The organism is Arthrobacter koreensis, from assembly GCF_035792275.1.
Taxonomy (GTDB): Bacteria; Actinomycetota; Actinomycetes; order Actinomycetales; family Micrococcaceae; genus Arthrobacter_B; species Arthrobacter_B koreensis_A.
In genome coordinates this window covers 64,559-80,775 of record NZ_JAMWKK010000011.1, presented here as the reverse complement: position 1 = coordinate 80,775, position 16,217 = coordinate 64,559, and the positions used below count along the sequence as shown (strand labels likewise).

Genomic DNA, 16,217 nt, shown 5'->3' with positions numbered 1-16,217 from the left:
TGCCCCGCCGGCACCGGCACGCAAACCAGCCGGGATCTGCAAGAATCAAAACATCATGGCCAGTTCACCCCGGATTCCCATCCCCCGCGAAATCAAGGTCCTCATCGCCGCGGCTTTCCTGATCGCCCTTGGCTTTGGCCTGGTGGCGCCGGTCCTGCCGCAGTTCGCGCAGAGTTTCAACGTCGGCGTGACGGCTTCCTCCGTGGTGGTCAGTGCGTTCGCCTTCACCCGGCTGATCTTCGCCCCGGCGGGCGGAGCCCTCCTGGAGAAACTCGGCGAACGCCCGGTCTACGTAATGGGCCTGCTGATCGTGGCCCTCTCAACTGCAGCGTGCGCCTTCGCCGGAAGCTACTGGCAGCTCCTGATCTTCCGCGGTCTCGGCGGCATCGGATCGACCATGTTCACCATTTCCGCCATGGCCCTGATCATCCGCCTTGCCCCGCCCGCCATCCGAGGCCGGATCTCCGGCGCCTATGCTTCGTCCTTCCTGCTGGGCAACATTGGCGGTCCGCTGCTCGGCGGCCTGCTGGCAGGGTTTGGCCTGCGGGTCCCCTTCCTGGTGTACGCAGCAGCTCTGCTGGTGGCCGCCGTCGTCGTCGCCTACCTGCTGCGGGATGCACGCGGAACGGCGGGCGCCAGGGAAAAGCCTGCAGAGCGGGAGCACCTTAGCGTCCGCGAGGCGCTCTCCGACTCGGCCTACCGCGCGGCGATGGTCTCTTCCTTCGCCAATGGCTGGTCTTCCTTCGGCGTACGCAACTCACTGCTGCCGCTCTTCGCTGCCGCGGTGCTTTCGGCCGGCCCCGAGATCGCCGGCATCTCCCTGACCGCCTTCGCTGCCGGAACGGCGCTGGCGCTCACCTTCTCCGGCAAACTCGCGGACTCATGGGGCCGCAAACCCCTGGTGATCACGGGCCTGGCCATCAATGGTGCCGCCACCGCGGCAATCGGCTTCTGCGGGTCGGTGGCGATGTTCCTGGTGGTCTCCGCCATAGCCGGGATGGGTACTGGCCTCCTCAACCCGGCCCAGCAGGCGGCGGTGGCCGACGTCGTTGGTTCCGAACGCAGCGGCGGCAAGGTCCTGGCGGCATTCCAGATGTCCGCCGATACCGGTGCGATCCTCGGCCCCATTCTTGCCGGCGTGCTGGCCGACACCCTCGGCTATACCTGGGCCTTCGCTGTCACCGGCGCCACCGCACTGGTGGCGCTGCTGATCTGGCTCACGGCCCGGGAATCCCTGGCACCGGAGCAGCGGGTGGCGAGGATGCGTTCCCGCAGCACTACCATCGAGGAATGAAGCCCTTCCTGCTCCTGGCCACCCGAGCCGAAGACGGCGCCGCCGAGGAGGAATACGAGTCCTACCTGCACTTCGGAGGTCTGGAACCCCGCCAGCTGCACCGGGTACGAATGGAAGCTGCTCCCCTGCCCGCCATCGACCTGGCGGACTACAGCGGCATCATCGTGGGCGGCAGCCCGTTCAACTCCTCCGACCCGGAAGAGAGCAAGTCAATGCTGCAGCTTCGGGTTGAAAAGGAACTCGCCTCCTTGCTGGACACCGTGGTCGCGGAGGACTTTCCGTTCCTGGGCGCCTGCTACGGGGTGGGGACCCTGGGCCGGCACCAGGGTGCCGTCGTCGACCGCACCTACGGCGAGGCGATTGGCGCCGTTCCGGTTACCCTCACGCCCGAGGGACGCCGGGATCCCCTGCTGGAGGGCCTGCCGGACACCTTCGATGCGTTCGTGGGCCATAAGGAAGCCGTCCTCACGCTGCCCCCGCATGCGGTGAACCTGGCCGGTTCCCCCACCTGCCCGGTGCAGATGTTCCGGGTGCGGCAAAACCTCTACGCCACCCAGTTCCATCCGGAGCTGGACGTTGCTGGGCTGCTGACCCGCATTTCGGTCTACCGCAACGCCGGCTATTTCCCGCCGGAAGAGGCCGAGACGGTGATGGATTCAGTGCGTCCGGCCCGGGTCTCTGCCCCTCCGCTGATCCTGCGCAACTTCACTGCCCGCTACGCCCGCTAAACGGCTTATGTCCGCGCGCCGGCCAGCCGCTGGCCGATCACTGCCGAGACTCCGTCGCCGCGCATCGACACGCCGTACAGGGCGTCGGCCACTTCCATGGTCCGCTTCTGGTGCGTAATGACAATCAGCTGGCTGGACTCGCGCAGCTCCTCGAAGATGGTGATCAGCCGGCCGAGGTTGGTGTCATCCAGTGCGGCCTCAACCTCGTCCATGACGTAGAACGGTGAGGGACGGGCCTTGAAGATCGCCACCAGCAGCGCGACCGCCGTCAGCGAGCGCTCTCCGCCGGAGAGCAGGGAGAGGCGCTTGATCTTCTTGCCCGCCGGGCGGGCCTCCACCTCGATCCCCGTGGTGAGCATGTCCTGCGGGTCGGTGAGGACCAGTTTCCCTTCCCCGCCGGGAAAGAGCCGGCCGAAAACCCGCTCGAACTGGACAGCGGTGTCGTGGAAAGCCGCAGTGAAGACTTCCTCCACCCGCTGGTCCACTTCCCGGATGATATCCAGCAAGTCCTTCCGGGTGGCCTTGAGGTCCTCGAGCTGGGTGCTGAGGAAGGAGTGCCGTTCTTCGAGCGCGGCAAACTCTTCCAGAGCCAGCGGGTTTACCTTGCCCAGCGCGGAGAGGTCCCGCTGGGCCCGTTTGAGCCGTTTCTCCTGCTCGGCGCGGTTGTAGGGCACCCCCTCGGTAACCGGGTTTCCCTCCTCGTCCACCGGCACGTGCAGGGCAGCCCATTTTCCAGCCCCCTCGCCCGCCTCCGCAGGGACGGGAACCGGCTGGTCGGGGCCGTACTCGGCCACCAGGTTGTCCGCGGTGATTCCGAGCTCCTCCACGGCACGTGTTTCCAGCGCCTCGATCCGCAGGCGTTTCTCCGCGCGGAGCAGCTCGTCGCGGTGCACGGAGTCCGTCAGCTTGGCCAGCTCGGCTGCTGCTTCAGCATTTGCGGCGCGCAGGGCGGTGAGCTCGGCGTCGAATTCAGCCCGGACGGCTTCCGCCTGGTCCCGCTCAGCAGCGGCGGCCTCCAGTGAAACTTCCGCCCACCGTCCGGCCTGCAGGGCAGCATCAGCGACGGCCTGCGCTCGGGCAGCCTGGGCGGCACGCACCCGTGCCCGCTCTGCTGCCGCTGCCCGTGCCCGCCGTTCGGCGGCCGCCGCCCGCTCCAGGGATTCAGCCCGCCCGGAAACCGCAGCCAGCTGTTCCTGGGCCGAACGCAGGGACAGCCTGGCGTCCATCTCCGCCTGCCGGGCCTGCGCGGCCGCGAGCGCCAGGGCGTCGCGGCGGTCAGTCGCCGGTTCTGCAGTCTCTTCCGGGTTCTCCTGCGCCGCGGACAGCCGCTGTGCGGCTTCGGCGAGTTTTGCCTGTTCTCCGGCCAGATTGGCTTCGGCGGCCTCGGCCAGCCGCGCCAGCCGTTCCGCTTCGCCGGCTGCCGAACGCAGCACCGAGCCAAGCGCCCCGAGCCGCTCCCCTACTGCCGCGAGCCGGGCGTCGGATTCATGCAGCACGGCGAGCGCGGCGTCGGACCGTGCCTTCGCCCTATCCCGCTCCGTCCGTGCCTCGGCGATCGCGAACCGCGCCTTTTCGGCCCGGGCTGTTGCCTCATCCAGCCGGGTCCGGGTCTCCTCGACGGCGGCCTGGATTTCGATTAGTCCGGGCGCGGTGCTGGATCCGCCGGAAACCGTGAACGCGGTGAGCACGTCGCCCTCAACGGTGACCGCCCTGAGCCCGGGGTGTTCAGCCAGCAGCGCCGCGGCCTGTTCCAGCGAATCAACGACGACGGCGGTACGCAGCAGGGAGCGCACGGCAGGCGCGGCGTCCGGGGCCGCTTCCACCAGGTCGGCGGCGTAGACGCAGCCGGCGGGAAGGCCAGCGCGTCCTGCCGCCGGCTCCTCGATGTCCGGCCCGCCAGCTACTACCAGGCTGGCCTGGCCCAGGTCGGAATCCTTGAGGGTCTTCAGCGCCTGGACTGCGCTGGCGCTGTCGCGCACTGCGAGCGCTTCGGCCGCCGGGCCCAGCGCTGCGCTGAGCGCGCGTTCATGGCCGGGTGCCACGGTGAGCAGATCGGCAAGGGGTGAGAGCACGCCGTCGAGTCCCGCATCAAGCAGTGCCCTGGACCCGTCCCTCCGGTCCAGCCCCACCGCAAGCGCATCACGGCGGGCCGTCAGGGTCTCCCGGTCCCGGACCGCCTGCCTCTCCTCTTCCACCAGTTCCGCCAGCCGTGCCTCCGCGGCGTCCAGCGCCTCGGTCGCTTCCTCGTATTCGGCGTCCAGGCCTTCCTCTCCGGACTCGGCGCCCGCGGCTTCCTGTTCCAGCGCAGCGAAGTCCGCTTCGGCCCTGCGCCGGCGTTCTTCGGCCTGCGCGATCGAGCCGCGGAGCCTGCCCAGCTCAGCTTCGGCAGCCTCCACGCGGGAACGCGCGGCCGACACCGAGCCGGAGAGCCTGGCGAGGCCTTCCCTGCGGTCCGCCGCAGCACGCAGCAGCGCCGCCAGCCGGCGCTCTTCCGCAGCAGCTTCTTCCTCCGCCGCAGCCCTGACTTCCACAGCGTCTTCGAGCATGCCTTCACGCTCAGCGGCGTCGGCGGCGAGCTGTTCGGCGTCGGAGCGCACCCGTTCTGCCTGAGCCTGGAGTTTCTCCGGGTCGCGTCCGGGATCCGCAGCAGGTTCTGCGGAGCCCAGCAGCCGCCGGCGTTCCTGGGCAAGCGCAGCCAGCGACCGCAGCCTCTCCCGGGCTGAAGACAGCGCGTACCAGGCCTCCCGGGCGGCGTTGACCCGCGGCGTCGCTTCGGCGGCAAGCCGTTCGAGTTCTGCAAGGCGCGCGCCGTGGGCGGCAGCCTCCTGTTCCACCTGCTGCCGCCGCGAGCGCAGTGCCGCCTCCGCAGCGGTGTCTTCCTCCACTGCCGCAGCCAGGGTCACGATGTCATCGGCGAGCAGGCGGGCGCGGGCATCCCGCACATCCAGCTGTACCTGCTTAGCCCGGCGGGCCACGGCTGCCTGCTTGCCCAGGGGGCCCAGCTGGCGCCGCAGCTCAGCCGTCAGGTCCGTGAGGCGGGCCAGGTTAGCCTGCATTGCGTCCAGCTTGCGGACTGTCTTTTCCCGCCGGCGGCGGTGCTTGAGGATCCCGGCCGCTTCCTCAATGAACCCTCGGCGGTCTTCCGGGGAAGCGTGCAGAACCTTGTCCAGCTGGCCCTGGCCCACGATGACGTGCATTTCCCGGCCCAGCCCGGAGTCTGAGAGCAGTTCCTGGATGTCCAGCAGCCGGCAGGGCGCCCCGTTGATGGCGTACTCGGAGCCACCGGCCCGGAACAGGGTGCGGGAGATGGTGACTTCGGAATAGTCGATCGGCAGGGCACCGTCGGAATTGTCGATGGTGAGCGAGACCTGCGCCCTGCCCAGCGGCGGGCGCCCGGAGGTGCCGGCGAAGATCACGTCTTCCATCTTTCCGCCGCGCAGGGTCTTCGCGCCCTGCTCCCCCATCACCCAGGCCAGGGCGTCCACCACATTGGACTTGCCTGAGCCATTGGGACCGACGACGGCGGTAACTCCCGGCTCAAACTCGAAGGTGGTGGCCGACGCGAAGGACTTGAAGCCCCGCATCGTGAGGGTTTTTAAGTGCACTGGCCTCTGTCTCTCGTTTGTGGAAGATTCCTTAAAGCCGGACGGTACTCCACACTTAAGCGCAGTACTCGCAGAGCGTAATCCGGGATTTCGCGCGTTCCAGGCCGGGCAGGAAAGTAGGCTTCTTAGAGAATCATATGGTTCGACGGCGCCGTTACGGGCTTGACCGGGCCCGGACCGCGATCTTTTTTGGCAGCAGACAAGGCAGGCATTTTGAGCGGGAACTTCAACTTCCACCACACCAACACCGCACTCCTGAGCGTCAAGAGCGTAGAAGCGCCCGTTGTTGTCAGTTCGCACGAGTTTGACGAACGGCTCTCGCCGTCCCTGAAACGGCTGCGGTTATCCAAGGGACTGCTGGAGCGCGTAGCCGGCGTCAGCGAGCGCCGATGGTGGGCCCCCGGGTCGACTTTCGAGGACGGGGCAATCGAGGCAGGTGCGAAGGCAATGGCCGAGGCCGGGGTCGAGCCTTCCCAGATCGGCCTGCTCATCAACACCTCCGTGACACGGAAGAACCTCGAGCCCTCCGTGGCAGTGAAGATCCACCACCACCTGGGCCTGCCGTCCTCTGCCCTGAACTTCGACCTCGCCAATGCCTGCCTCGGGTTCGTGAACGGCATCACGATGGCCTCCAACATGATTGAATCCGGGCAGATCGACTATGCCCTGATCGTGGCGGGGGAAGACTCGCAGGGTGTGCAGGAGGCCACGTTCGGCCGGCTGAACCGCGAGGATTCAACCCGGCAGGACTACCTGCGCGAATTCGCGACGCTGACGCTGGGCAGCGGCGCCGCGGCCGCTGTGATCGGCAGGGCCGGAGACCACCCCGGTTCGCACCGCATCCTCGGCGGAGTCTCCCGGGCCGGCACCGAGCACCACGAGCTTTGTGTCGGCGGTGAGGGCGGCATGTACACCGATACCAAGGGACTGCTGGAGGGCGGCCTTGACCTGGTCGTCACCGCCTGGCACGAAGCACAGGAGAACGGCTGGGACTGGAAGGGCATGGACCGCTACGTCACCCACCAGGTCTCAAATTCCTACACCAACGCCATCATCAAGGCCGTGGACCTGGACAAGGAACGCGTTCCGATCACCTTCCCGCGCTGGGGCAATGTTGGCCCCGCTTCACTGCCGATGACCCTGGCGCAGGAAGCCCGCACCCTGCATCCCGGAGACCGGGTGCTGTGCATGGGGGTCGGCTCCGGCCTGAACACCACCATGATGGAAATCGCGTGGTAGCTGAACTCTGGCCCGGAGTTCCGGCCGCGTGGTCCCGCCATGTCCAGGTGCCTTCCACCGCTGCCGTTGATGCGCCCGGGACCATACGAACCTGGCACCTGCTGGACAACGCACCGGACCTCGCTGCCCGCGGCGTCGAACCAGCCGGAACCCTGCTCTGCGTCCATGGCAACCCCACCTGGTCCTACCTCTGGCGCACGCTGGCAGCGGCAGGCAGCACGGCGGAGCGGCCCTGGCGGGTCATTGCCGTGGACCAGCTGGACATGGGGTATTCCGACCGCACCGGCACCTTCCGCCGGCTCGCTGACCGGATCACCGACCTCGGTGACCTGACGCGGGCCCTTGGCCTCACCGGACCGGTAGTCAGCGTGGGACATGACTGGGGCGGCATCATCTCCCTGGGCTGGGCACTGGCCCACCGCAAACAGCTCGCCGGCGTGGTCCTCACCAACACTGCCGTCCATCCCGCCGGGTTCTCCCTGCCGCCGGCGCTGAAGCTGGCCCTGCACCCGGCCGTGCACGGCTGGGGCACCAAAAGCACCGATGCTTTCCTGCGCGTCACGCATTCGCTGGCCCGCCCGGCGCTCCGCCCCGAAATCCGGCAGGCGTACGCCGAGCCTTACCGCTCCTCGGCCCGGCGCTCCGGCGTCGGCAACTTCGTCGCCGACATTCCTGCGGACGAGAGCCATCCGAGCTACCGGACTCTGACCCGCGTCGCTGAAGGCATCCGTGGCCTGGACGTGCCCGTGCTGGCGCTCTGGGGCCCGAAAGACCCGGTCTTCTCCGACCGGTACCTCCGCGACCTGGTCAGCCGTCTTCCGCAGGCCGATGTGCACCGCTTTGAGGGTGCCGGACACCTGGTGGCCGAGGACCGTGACATTGCCTCTCCTGTCTTCGCCTGGCTGGACTCCGTCCAGGGCGCCCGGGCATCAGCCAAGCCTGCCGCCGCGAAACCGGCGGAACAGGCGTCGTTCAGGTCCATGCTCGCCGAACTGGATGAGCGCGCCGGAGACGATTCACCTGCCGTCGTGGACATGGCCCCGGCAGCGTCCGGGCAGGCACCGGCCGTGTTGTCCTGGGCCGAACTTGGCGCCCGAGTCAACGCGCTGGCCGCCGGACTCGCCGGCGTCGGCGTGCGGCCCGGAAGCCGGGTAAACCTGCTGGTGCCGCCGGGCAGCGAACTGACCACCCTTATCTACGCCTGCCTTCGGCTGGGCGCCGTCGTAGTGGTCGCCGACGCAGGGCTCGGTTCCAAGGGCCTGAGCCGCGCCATCAAGGGCGCGGGACCGGACTTCATCGTCGGCATTGAACGCGGACTCACCGGAGCACGGCTCTTCGGCTGGCCCGGCGTCCGGGTCCTCGCCGGCGAAGTCTCCCCGGCCAGGCGGCGCCTGCTGGGCGCAGCGCACACCGTCGCGGAGCTCACCGCCGCAGGAACCGGTCAAGCCGTCCCGGAATGGCAGGTCAACCCCGATGCCGACGCCGCCGTGCTCTTCACCTCCGGCTCCACCGGGCCTGCCAAGGGTGCCGTCTATACCCACCGCCGGCTGGCTGCCATGCGGGACACCCTGCGCCGGACGTACAACCTCAAGGCAGGATCCTCTCTGGTGGCAGGTTTTGCCCCGTTCGCTTTGCTGGGGCCGGCCCTGGGCGCGACGTCGGTTACCCCGGACATGGATGTCACCGCACCTCGTACGCTCAGCGCAGCTGCCCTGGCAGACGCCGCGGCTGCCGTCCAGGCAACCACTGTGTTCGCCTCCCCCGCCGCACTGAGCAACGTGCTGGCCACCTCCGGGAACCTGGACGCTGCCCAGCGGGCCGCCCTGGGCAAGGTTGAGCTGCTGCTCTCCGCGGGGGCTCCCATCCCGGAGGCACTGCTGACCCGCGTCCAGGACCTGGTTCCGGCCGCCGCGCTCCACACTCCCTACGGGATGACCGAAGCGCTGCCGGTCACGGACATCAGCCTGGAACAGATCCGCAAGGCGGGCGCCGGCAACGGCGTGTGCGTCGGCACGGCAGTGGCCGGCGCCCGGGTGGCGCTGGCTCCGCTGGCCGCCGACGGCACGTCCGGCAGCACGATCTCGGAAGCATCCGGGATCACCGGTGAAATCCTGGTCAGCGCACCGCATGTGAAGGACCGGTACGACCGGCTCTGGATCACCGAGTCGCACAGCAGTTCCCTGCCGGGCTGGCACCGGACCGGAGACGTAGGCCATTTCGACGCCGACGGCCGGCTTTGGGTAGAAGGCAGGCTGGGCCATGTGCTCACCACGCCGTCGGGCCCGGTGACCCCGGTGGCTGCCGAGCAGGCCGCCGAGTCGGTGACCGCTGTCCGGCTGGCTGCCCTCGTGGGCGTCGGACCGGCCGGAACCCAGGTTCCCGTGGCCGTGGTGGAGACCGTTGACGGCGTCCGCCGCCCCGGCCCCGCAGCGGATTCCCTGGCTGCCAAAGTACGCTCCGCCGTTGCGGAACGCTGCGGCCTGGACCTGGCCGCGGTGCTGGTGCTCCCGCAGATGCCTACGGACATCCGCCATAACTCGAAGATCGACCGCTCCGTGCTGGGTGCCTGGGCTGCCCGGGTACTGGCAGGGGGCCGCATTCCGGCACCGGGAGCACGCCGATGAGCCGCCGGATACTCGTCACCGGAGCCAGCGGCCTGCTGGGCGGTGCCGTTGCCGGCGTCCTTGCCGGGCAGGGCCACTATGTTCGCACGCTGCAGCGGCGCCCTGCCGCGGTTCCCGGACTGGAGTCCTTCTCGGGGTCCATAACGGACCGGGACGCAGTGGACGCAGCCATGTCCGGAATGGACGCCGTCGTACACCTTGCTGCGAAGGTGTCCTTCACCGGTGAGTGGTCCGAATTCCAGGCCACCAACATCGAAGGCACCCGCAACATCCTGGCTGCGGGCCGAGCGGCGGGCGTGCGCGACGTCGTGTTCGTCTCGTCCCCGTCGGTGGCCCACTTCGGTGAGCCGATCGCCGGAGCCGGGGCCGGGACCGCGGACCCCGAGCGGGCACGCGGCAACTACGCCCGGTCCAAGGCCGCGGCAGAGCTCCTGGCCCTCGCAGCGGACTCCCCCGGTTTCCGCGTCGCAGCGATCCGCCCGCACATTGTCTGGGGTCCCGGCGACACCCAGCTGGTGGAACGCGTGATGGACCGGGCACGGTCCGGACGACTCCCGCTGCTCGACGGCGGTGCCGCACTGATCGACACCACCTACCTGGACAACGCAGCCGCTGCCATTGCCCGCGCACTCGACCGGATAGAACAGGCACACGGGCAGGCGCTGGTGGTCACCAACGGCCAGCCGCGCATGGTCCGGGAAATGATCAGCGGCATCTGCGCCGCCGCAGGCATTCCGTCTCCGTCCCTCAGCGTTCCGGGCTGGCTCGCCCGCGGCGCGGGCAGCGTCATCGAAAGGGCCTGGCTTGCCGCCGGTTCCCGCGGCCTGGTGGAAGACGAACCCCCCATGACCCGGTTCCTCGCCGAACAGCTGTCCACCTCGCACTGGTTCGACCAGCGGCACACCCGCCAGGTTCTGGACTGGACGCCTGAGGTCTCCGTCGAGGAGGGCATGGCCCGGCTCGCCAAGCACTACGCCGCATAGGATGGCAGGGATGAAGACTCTCGAACAGACCCGCTCCTGGCCCGCCGAAAACGTTTCCGCCGCCGTCGTCGCTGCCGACGGCGCAGTGCTTGGAACCGCCGGTGACCAGCAGAAACGGTACCCCCTGGCATCGGTCACCAAGCTGCTGACCGCCTACGCGTTCCAGGTGGCACTGGAAGAGGAAGCCGTTGCACTGGATGATCCCACCGGCCCTGATGGGTCCACGATCCGCCACTTGCTGGCCCACACCGGCGGCTACGATTTCGGCGACCGCACGGTCCGCTACGAACCCGGAACCCGCCGACTGTACTCCAACGCGGGTTTTGAGGTCCTGGGCGAGCATCTGGAAGCAGCCACCGGCATCGCGTTCGCCGACTACCTCTCCGAGGCGGTGCTGGTTCCGCTGGGCATGAAAGATACTGCGCTGGTGGGCTCTCCGGCCGCCGGAGCCGTCTCCACCGCCGCTGACCTGTCCCGTTTCGCTGCGGAGCTGCAGGCTCCTTCGCTGGTTTCCGCCGGGTCCCTGTCCACCGCGACCTCAGTCGTCTTTCCCGGCCTGACCGGCGTGCTGCCCGGCTTTGGCCGGCAGGCGGAAAATGACTGGGGCTTGGGGTTTGAGATCCGCAACGGAAAATCGCCGCACTGGACCGGCGGGTCCAACTCCCCGCGGACATTCGGGCACTTCGGGCAGTCGGGCACGTTCCTGTGGGTGGATCCGGAGCTCAAGACAGCTGCCGTTGCGCTCACTGACCGGGCCTTTGGCCCCTGGGCGGCCGAAACATGGCCGGCTTTTAACGACGCGCTGGTCGCCGAACTGCGGGAGCGCTGACTACCAGCGGCCGTTGCGCGGGCGCCGCTGGCAGACCGGGCATGAATACGAGGATCGGTTCATGAACGAGTCGCGCCGGATAAGCGTGGGGAGTCCTGCTGCCTCGCACCGCGGGCAGGGCTGGCCCTCGCGCCCGTACGCGTTCAGGGACCGGGCGAAGTAGCCGGACGCTCCGTTGACGTTGACGTAGAGCGAATCGAAGCTGGTTCCGCCGGCTTCGAGGGCGCGGAGCATCACATCCCGAGCAGCTTCCACGAGGCGCAGGGCATCGGCACGGCGCATAGTGTCCGTGGGCCGGGCGAAGTGAAGCTTCGCAGCCCACAGGGCCTCGTCCGCATAGATGTTGCCGACGCCGGAGACCAGGCCCTGGTCCAGCAGGGCGCGTTTGATGCCGGTGCGGCGGGCACGCAATCGGCGGTAGAACTCGTCGAAGGAGAACGCCGGGTCCAGGGGATCCCGGGCGATATGCGCCGCTTCGGAGGGGACCAGCGGCAGGCCCGTTTCGGAGAGGCCGCCCGGCTCCCCGTCGGGGGTGGGCTGCAGGTCGGCCAGGAAGACTCCGCCGAAGATCCGCTGGTCCACGAAGCGGAGTTCATCCGGCATCGGCTCGCCGTCGGCGTCCGATGCCGGGCTGAGCGTGAACCGGACCTTTAGGTGCTTTTCATCCGGCAGGTCCGGGGTTTCCATCAGCAGCTGTCCGCTCATGCCCAGGTGGGCCATCAGCGCGAACGGGGGTGCGGCGTCGGGCGCTGAGGCCTCCACCAGCGGCATCCAGAGGAATTTGCCGCGCCGGGCCACGTCCAGGACGCGGGCTCCTTCAAGGTTGCCGCGCAGGTCCTCGGGACCCGGGGCGTGCCGGCGGATGGAGCGCACGTCGAGGATTTCGACGCCGGTGATGGTGCGCCCGCGCACCCAGCGGGCCAGGCCGCGTCGCACTACCTCGACTTCGGGGAGTTCGGGCATGGCGCAGCCTACGCGCCGGCAGGGCTCTGGACTGCGTCCTGCTCCCGGAGCAGGCGGCAGGTGTCGGCGGCGGCTTCCTGCTCGGCGTCCTTCTTCGACCTGCCGGTTCCCGTACCGAAGGCACGTCCGCCAATGTGCAGTACGGCGACGAAACTGCGGGAGTGGTCCGGTCCGGATCCGGTGACCCGGTATTCGATGTCGCCCATTTTCCGGGCGGCAGCGATTTCCTGGATGCTGGTCTTCCAGTCGGTTCCGGCGCCCAGGGTGTCGGCGTCGTGAAGCAGCGGTCCGATCAGGCGCATGACCATTGAGCGCGCAGTTTCAATGCCGTGGCAGAGGTAGACCGCGCCGATCAGCGCTTCGGTGGTGTCCGCCAGGATGGAGGACTTGTCCTTGCCGTTGGTCAGTTTTTCACCCTGGCCGAGCAGGATGAAGTCTCCGAGGTGCAGCTGGCGGGCAACGGATGCCAGCGCCTTGGTGCTGACGACGGCGGAACGGCGCTTGGCCAGTTCGCCCTCGGAAAGATCGGGGTTGTCCCGGTAAAGGGCATCGGTCACGGAGAAGCCCAGAATCGAGTCGCCCAGGAATTCGAGGCGCTCGTTGGTGGGGATGCCGCCGTGCTCGTACGCGTAGGAGCGGTGTGTGAGCGCAAGACGAAGCGTCTCGGCGTCGATGTCGACGCCGAGACGCTTCAGAAGCTCTTCAGTATTTTTCACTTGCTGATTGTGCCCCGAAAAGCAGTGCGCCCCCTCCAGCGGCTGCCCGTGGGGCAGACGGCAAAGGGGACGTTCACTGGTCTTAGACGTCCGCTACCTTGCGGCCCTTGTATTCAAGGAACAGCGCGGTACCTGCGGAGTCGGTTACGACCTTGGCCTGGTGGGGCAGGCTGTAGGTAACGCGGCCGTTCTCAACGGTCTTCACCAGGTTGGGCGCAGTTGCCTTCCACTGGGACCGGCGTGCACGCGTATTCGAGCGGGACATTTTCCGCTTGGGAACAGCCACGACTAACTCTCTTCTCTCTCGTCTGACTCTGTACTTGTTGCCGCATCTTCAGCGGCGGTGCCAGCCAACCCGGCAAGGGCTGCCCAGCGAGGATCCACGACTTCATGGTGGTGACCCGGATCCTCCTCAAGGCGCGCCCCGCATTCGGAGCAAAGGCCTTCGCAGTCCTCCCGGCACACCGGCTGGAACGGCAGGGAAGTTACCACTGCGTCCCGCAAAACCGGTTCAAGATCGATTACATCTCGCTCGATCCGGCGTTGCTCTTCTTCCTCTTCTTCTTCAAAGGACTCAGTGTCCTCGTAGTAGAAGAGTTCCTGCACATCGACGTCCTCGTTGTACTCGATGGGAACCAGGCACCGTCCGCACTCCCCCTTGACGGGAACAAGTGCGGAACCCGAGACCAGGATCCCCTCGTGTACAGCTTCGAACCTCAGATCGAGCTCAATGTCCGATCCGAACGGCACGCCAATAAGCGCAACACCGAAGTCTTTCGGTGCCGGCACATGCTCATGCATTGTCCGCATGGTTCCCGGGCTGCGCCCGAGATCCTTGACATTAATTGCCAAGGGGGAACTCGGTTGTGACCGCGATGAAACGCTAATGAGAACTCCTGTAGAACATAGACCGACATATCATCTTAGCCTGAGGAGCCGGAATCTCTCAAACCGGGGTTCGGGCAAGCCGAAAGCACTCCCGGTTTCCGTCTCCGGATCAAGTCTACTGCCTGCGCACCACGCGGCGGCGCCGGTGCTGAGCGGCTTTCCCTCGTCGCCTAGGCTTAGGGTGTGCTGCTTACCCGTTCCCGCAACAGACTGCTTCGGATCATCGCCGTGTCCACAGCGGCCGCAGTATCCGTTCTGCTTGTCTGGCTGCTGGTGGCAGTAAACCTCTTCTACTACCCGCAGACGGCACGGGAAACCGGACCGGCCGACGCCGTCGTGGTCCTGGCCGGTGCTGCCTCGGAGCGCCTGCCCGTAGGCCGGGAACTGATGCGCGCCGGCAGCGCCCCCGTATTGGTTCTCTCGACGACGAGCACGCCGGGCAACACCAACATGGACATCGTCTGCAAGTACACCGAAGACCCCGCCATACAGTGCTTCTCCCCTTCGCCGCTGACGACCCGCGGCGAAGCCCGGTCCGTTGCCCGGCTGGCAGCGGACAACGGCTGGGACAACATCATTGTGGTTACGTCCACCTATCATCTGGTCCGGGCCAAGGCGAACATCGAGCAGTGCAGCAATGCCACGGTGCGGATGGTGGCCGCGGAACCGGATCTTTCGGCAGGCCAGTGGCTGGGCCGGTTCGTTGAGGAAACCGGCGGACTGCTGGCCGCCTTCCTGCGCCCGGCCTGCGGCTCCCCGGTGGGCTAGCCCATCCGCTTCAGGACAGCACGCGGCACAAAGTCCGTGATATCGCCGCCCAGGGATGCCACTTCCTTGATCAGGCTTGAGGAGAGGTGCGTGTAGGAGTTCTCCGCAGCCAGGAAAACGGTTTCCACGCCCGCAAGCTGGCGGTTCATTACGGCCATGGGCAGTTCGTACTGGTAGTCCTGCACCGAGCGCAGTCCCTTCACGATCGCGCTTGCACCGTGTTCGCGGCAGAAATCCGCCAGCAGGCCGCGTCCCATGGGCAGCACTGACACTCCGGCCAGGGAACCCAGCGTCTCTGCCGCGATTTCCAGGCGTTCTTCCTCGGAGAACCGGTACTTCTTGGAATAGTTCGTGGAGACTGCCACGATCACTTCGTCGAAGAGGTTCGTGGCGCGGGCGATCACTTCAAGGTGGCCGTTGTGAATGGGGTCATAGGATCCGGGGCATACAGCGCGTCGCATGAGACGAATCTACCCGGTTGCCGGCCTGTTGCCCGGTCAGGCACGGCGGTGAGGGAAACTCTGCAGCAGGGGGTCCAGGCCGATGGTGAGTTCCGGCAGGGCAGCCCGGGCTGCAAGCTGCTCGAACAGCCCGGGTGAAAGCGCATCGGCAGGCACGTCACAGGACCGCACGGCGCCGGCGTCCAGCGTGGTGAAGAAGTCGTCGAATTTGTACCGGTCTCCGCTGATAATGCGGTCGCTGACTCGCAGCCACACCCACGGCACGCCGTACGCCTGCGCCACGATGATGCCGTGCAGGGAACTGGAGACGCAGGCGTCCGCCCCGGCGATTTTCCGGACCACCGTTTCCACGCCCTCCCGGACATCCACCATGGTGATCCCCGGCCCCGCAGCGGCGTCAGTGCAGCTCCGGTGGTCCAGATGGGGCACGACGGCGATGCCTCCAGTGCTGCCTGCGCCCCCGGCGGAGAGGAAGCGCGGCAGCAGCAGGGCTGGATCGCCGAAGACCTCCGGCACTTCCCAGCCCGTTTTCTGCACGAGTTCCTTTCGGGTGTTCCGCCCGCGCACAGCATGGACGCGCACGTTTTCAAGGCTGCGGAGCCGGGCCAGGCTGTCCCCTTCCAGGGGGCCCATCAGCCCTGAACCCCAAATCCCGGAGCCGTCCTGTTCCAGCCAACCCGCGATGGACCCAGCCGTGGCGAGTGCGGGTGTTGCCAGCCGTCGGCCCCTGCCGTTCACCGGGGTGAGGCCGCTCAGACGTTTGGCGAGCCACGGCCCGACGGCGTCTCCGAAGTTGGGCCGCTCATCCCACCAGAGCAGGTTGAGGAAACCGGCGGGAACCGCTCCCCCAGCCAGCGAGGCATCCAGTCAGCCGCTGATGAGCAGGCCGAGACGCCGGGCCCACTCCTCAGCGCAAGCCGGCAGCTCCGCGGGATCTGCTGCGGCGGCGCCCAGGAGGTGCCGCTCGCCCTCGTCCTGGACCAGCGGAAACCTGCCCACGAGTGCGTTCCGCAGCACCCGGCGCGGTTCTTCGCCCACGGCGGTAACTGAAAGCTGCGGCGCGCCTCCGTCAGATCTGGTTTCCAATGAGAAGCTGTGGCCCCCGGTCCTGAGTGCAGG

Annotated in this window: 15 protein-coding genes; 7 read left to right on the top strand and 8 right to left on the bottom strand. The window is 67.7% G+C overall.

The window, feature by feature from the left end; all coding sequences use genetic code 11:
- Positions 1-55 precede the first annotated feature (55 nt).
- A complete protein-coding gene (locus NGB94_RS11850; protein ID WP_325790850.1) occupies positions 56-1,294 on the top strand; it encodes an MFS transporter in 1,239 nt (412 codons plus the stop codon).
- Positions 1,291-2,022 (top strand): glutamine amidotransferase, encoded by a 732-nt coding sequence (locus tag NGB94_RS11845; protein WP_325790848.1) that lies wholly within the window; start codon positions 1,291-1,293, stop codon positions 2,020-2,022. The genes NGB94_RS11850 and NGB94_RS11845 overlap by 4 nt, the downstream gene beginning before the upstream one ends.
- 5 nt (positions 2,023-2,027) lie before the next feature.
- On the opposite strand, the gene smc is transcribed toward NGB94_RS11845, so the two are convergent.
- Positions 2,028-5,627, bottom strand: coding sequence for a chromosome segregation protein SMC (gene smc, locus NGB94_RS11840; RefSeq protein WP_325790847.1), 3,600 nt, complete (start codon positions 5,625-5,627; stop codon positions 2,028-2,030).
- A gap of 213 nt (positions 5,628-5,840) precedes the next feature.
- Between smc and NGB94_RS11835 the strand changes: the two genes are divergently transcribed.
- Genes NGB94_RS11835 through NGB94_RS11820 form a run of 4 tightly spaced genes read left to right on the top strand, consistent with a single transcriptional unit; the run spans position 5,841 to position 11,302 of the window.
- Complete coding sequence (locus tag NGB94_RS11835) at positions 5,841-6,866, top strand: 3-oxoacyl-ACP synthase III (protein ID WP_325790846.1); 1,026 nt, start codon at positions 5,841-5,843, stop codon at positions 6,864-6,866.
- Positions 6,860-9,490, top strand: coding sequence for an alpha/beta fold hydrolase (locus NGB94_RS11830; protein WP_325790845.1), 2,631 nt, complete (start codon positions 6,860-6,862; stop codon positions 9,488-9,490). The genes NGB94_RS11835 and NGB94_RS11830 overlap by 7 nt, the downstream gene beginning before the upstream one ends.
- Positions 9,487-10,473, top strand: a complete 987-nt coding sequence (locus tag NGB94_RS11825) for an NAD-dependent epimerase/dehydratase family protein (RefSeq protein WP_325790843.1) — start codon at positions 9,487-9,489, stop codon at positions 10,471-10,473. Before NGB94_RS11830 ends, NGB94_RS11825 begins: the two co-directional genes overlap by 4 nt.
- Positions 10,474-10,483: 10 nt before the next feature.
- A complete protein-coding gene (locus NGB94_RS11820) occupies positions 10,484-11,302 on the top strand; it encodes a serine hydrolase domain-containing protein (protein WP_325790842.1) in 819 nt (272 codons plus the stop codon).
- Here the strand turns inward: NGB94_RS11820 and mutM are convergent, their stop codons facing one another.
- The 4 genes from mutM to NGB94_RS11800 all read right to left on the bottom strand — a co-directional run bounded on the left by mutM (position 11,303) and on the right by NGB94_RS11800 (position 13,833).
- Positions 11,303-12,265 (bottom strand): bifunctional DNA-formamidopyrimidine glycosylase/DNA-(apurinic or apyrimidinic site) lyase, encoded by a 963-nt coding sequence (gene mutM / locus NGB94_RS11815; protein WP_325790841.1) that lies wholly within the window; start codon positions 12,263-12,265, stop codon positions 11,303-11,305. It abuts the gene before it with no gap.
- An 8-nt stretch (positions 12,266-12,273) separates the two neighbouring features.
- Positions 12,274-12,981 (bottom strand): ribonuclease III, encoded by a 708-nt coding sequence (gene rnc / locus NGB94_RS11810; protein WP_325790840.1) that lies wholly within the window; start codon positions 12,979-12,981, stop codon positions 12,274-12,276.
- Between the two features lie 82 nt (positions 12,982-13,063).
- Positions 13,064-13,267: a 50S ribosomal protein L32 gene (gene rpmF / locus NGB94_RS11805; RefSeq protein WP_055240805.1), complete on the bottom strand. Its 204-nt coding sequence runs from the start codon at positions 13,265-13,267 to the stop codon at positions 13,064-13,066.
- A gap of 2 nt (positions 13,268-13,269) precedes the next feature.
- Positions 13,270-13,833 carry a YceD family protein gene (locus tag NGB94_RS11800; RefSeq protein ID WP_152227418.1) on the bottom strand — a complete coding sequence of 188 codons (564 nt, stop codon included), beginning with the start codon at positions 13,831-13,833 and terminating at the stop codon, positions 13,270-13,272.
- Positions 13,834-14,052: 219 nt separating this feature from the next.
- Between NGB94_RS11800 and NGB94_RS11795 the strand changes: the two genes are divergently transcribed.
- Positions 14,053-14,637, top strand: a complete 585-nt coding sequence (locus tag NGB94_RS11795) for a YdcF family protein (RefSeq protein ID WP_325790839.1) — start codon at positions 14,053-14,055, stop codon at positions 14,635-14,637.
- On the opposite strand, the gene coaD is transcribed toward NGB94_RS11795, so the two are convergent.
- The 3 genes from coaD to NGB94_RS11780 form a co-directional block, all read right to left on the bottom strand.
- Positions 14,634-15,098: a pantetheine-phosphate adenylyltransferase gene (coaD, locus tag NGB94_RS11790; RefSeq protein ID WP_325790838.1), complete on the bottom strand. Its 465-nt coding sequence runs from the start codon at positions 15,096-15,098 to the stop codon at positions 14,634-14,636. The two genes, NGB94_RS11795 and coaD, sit on opposite strands and share 4 nt — an antisense overlap.
- A 36-nt stretch (positions 15,099-15,134) precedes the next feature.
- Complete coding sequence (locus NGB94_RS11785; protein WP_325790837.1) at positions 15,135-15,731, bottom strand: polysaccharide pyruvyl transferase family protein; 597 nt, start codon at positions 15,729-15,731, stop codon at positions 15,135-15,137.
- A gap of 234 nt (positions 15,732-15,965) precedes the next feature.
- On the bottom strand, positions 15,966-16,184 hold the full coding sequence (locus NGB94_RS11780; protein ID WP_325790836.1) for a hypothetical protein: 219 nt from the start codon (positions 16,182-16,184) through the stop codon (positions 15,966-15,968).
- Between the last annotated feature and the right edge of the window lie 33 nt (positions 16,185-16,217).

Coding starts and splice junctions, on each gene's coding strand:
- NGB94_RS11850 (WP_325790850.1), top strand. CDS start 56: ATGGCCAGTTCACCCCGGATTCCCATCCCCCGCGAAATCAAGGTCCTC.
- NGB94_RS11845 (WP_325790848.1), top strand. CDS start 1,291: ATGAAGCCCTTCCTGCTCCTGGCCACCCGAGCCGAAGACGGCGCCGCC.
- NGB94_RS11825 (WP_325790843.1), top strand. CDS start 9,487: ATGAGCCGCCGGATACTCGTCACCGGAGCCAGCGGCCTGCTGGGCGGT.
- NGB94_RS11820 (WP_325790842.1), top strand. CDS start 10,484: ATGAAGACTCTCGAACAGACCCGCTCCTGGCCCGCCGAAAACGTTTCC.
- mutM (WP_325790841.1), bottom strand. CDS start 12,265: ATGCCCGAACTCCCCGAAGTCGAGGTAGTGCGACGCGGCCTGGCCCGC.
- coaD (WP_325790838.1), bottom strand. CDS start 15,098: ATGCGACGCGCTGTATGCCCCGGATCCTATGACCCCATTCACAACGGC.
- NGB94_RS11785 (WP_325790837.1), bottom strand. CDS start 15,731: ATGGGCCCCCTGGAAGGGGACAGCCTGGCCCGGCTCCGCAGCCTTGAA.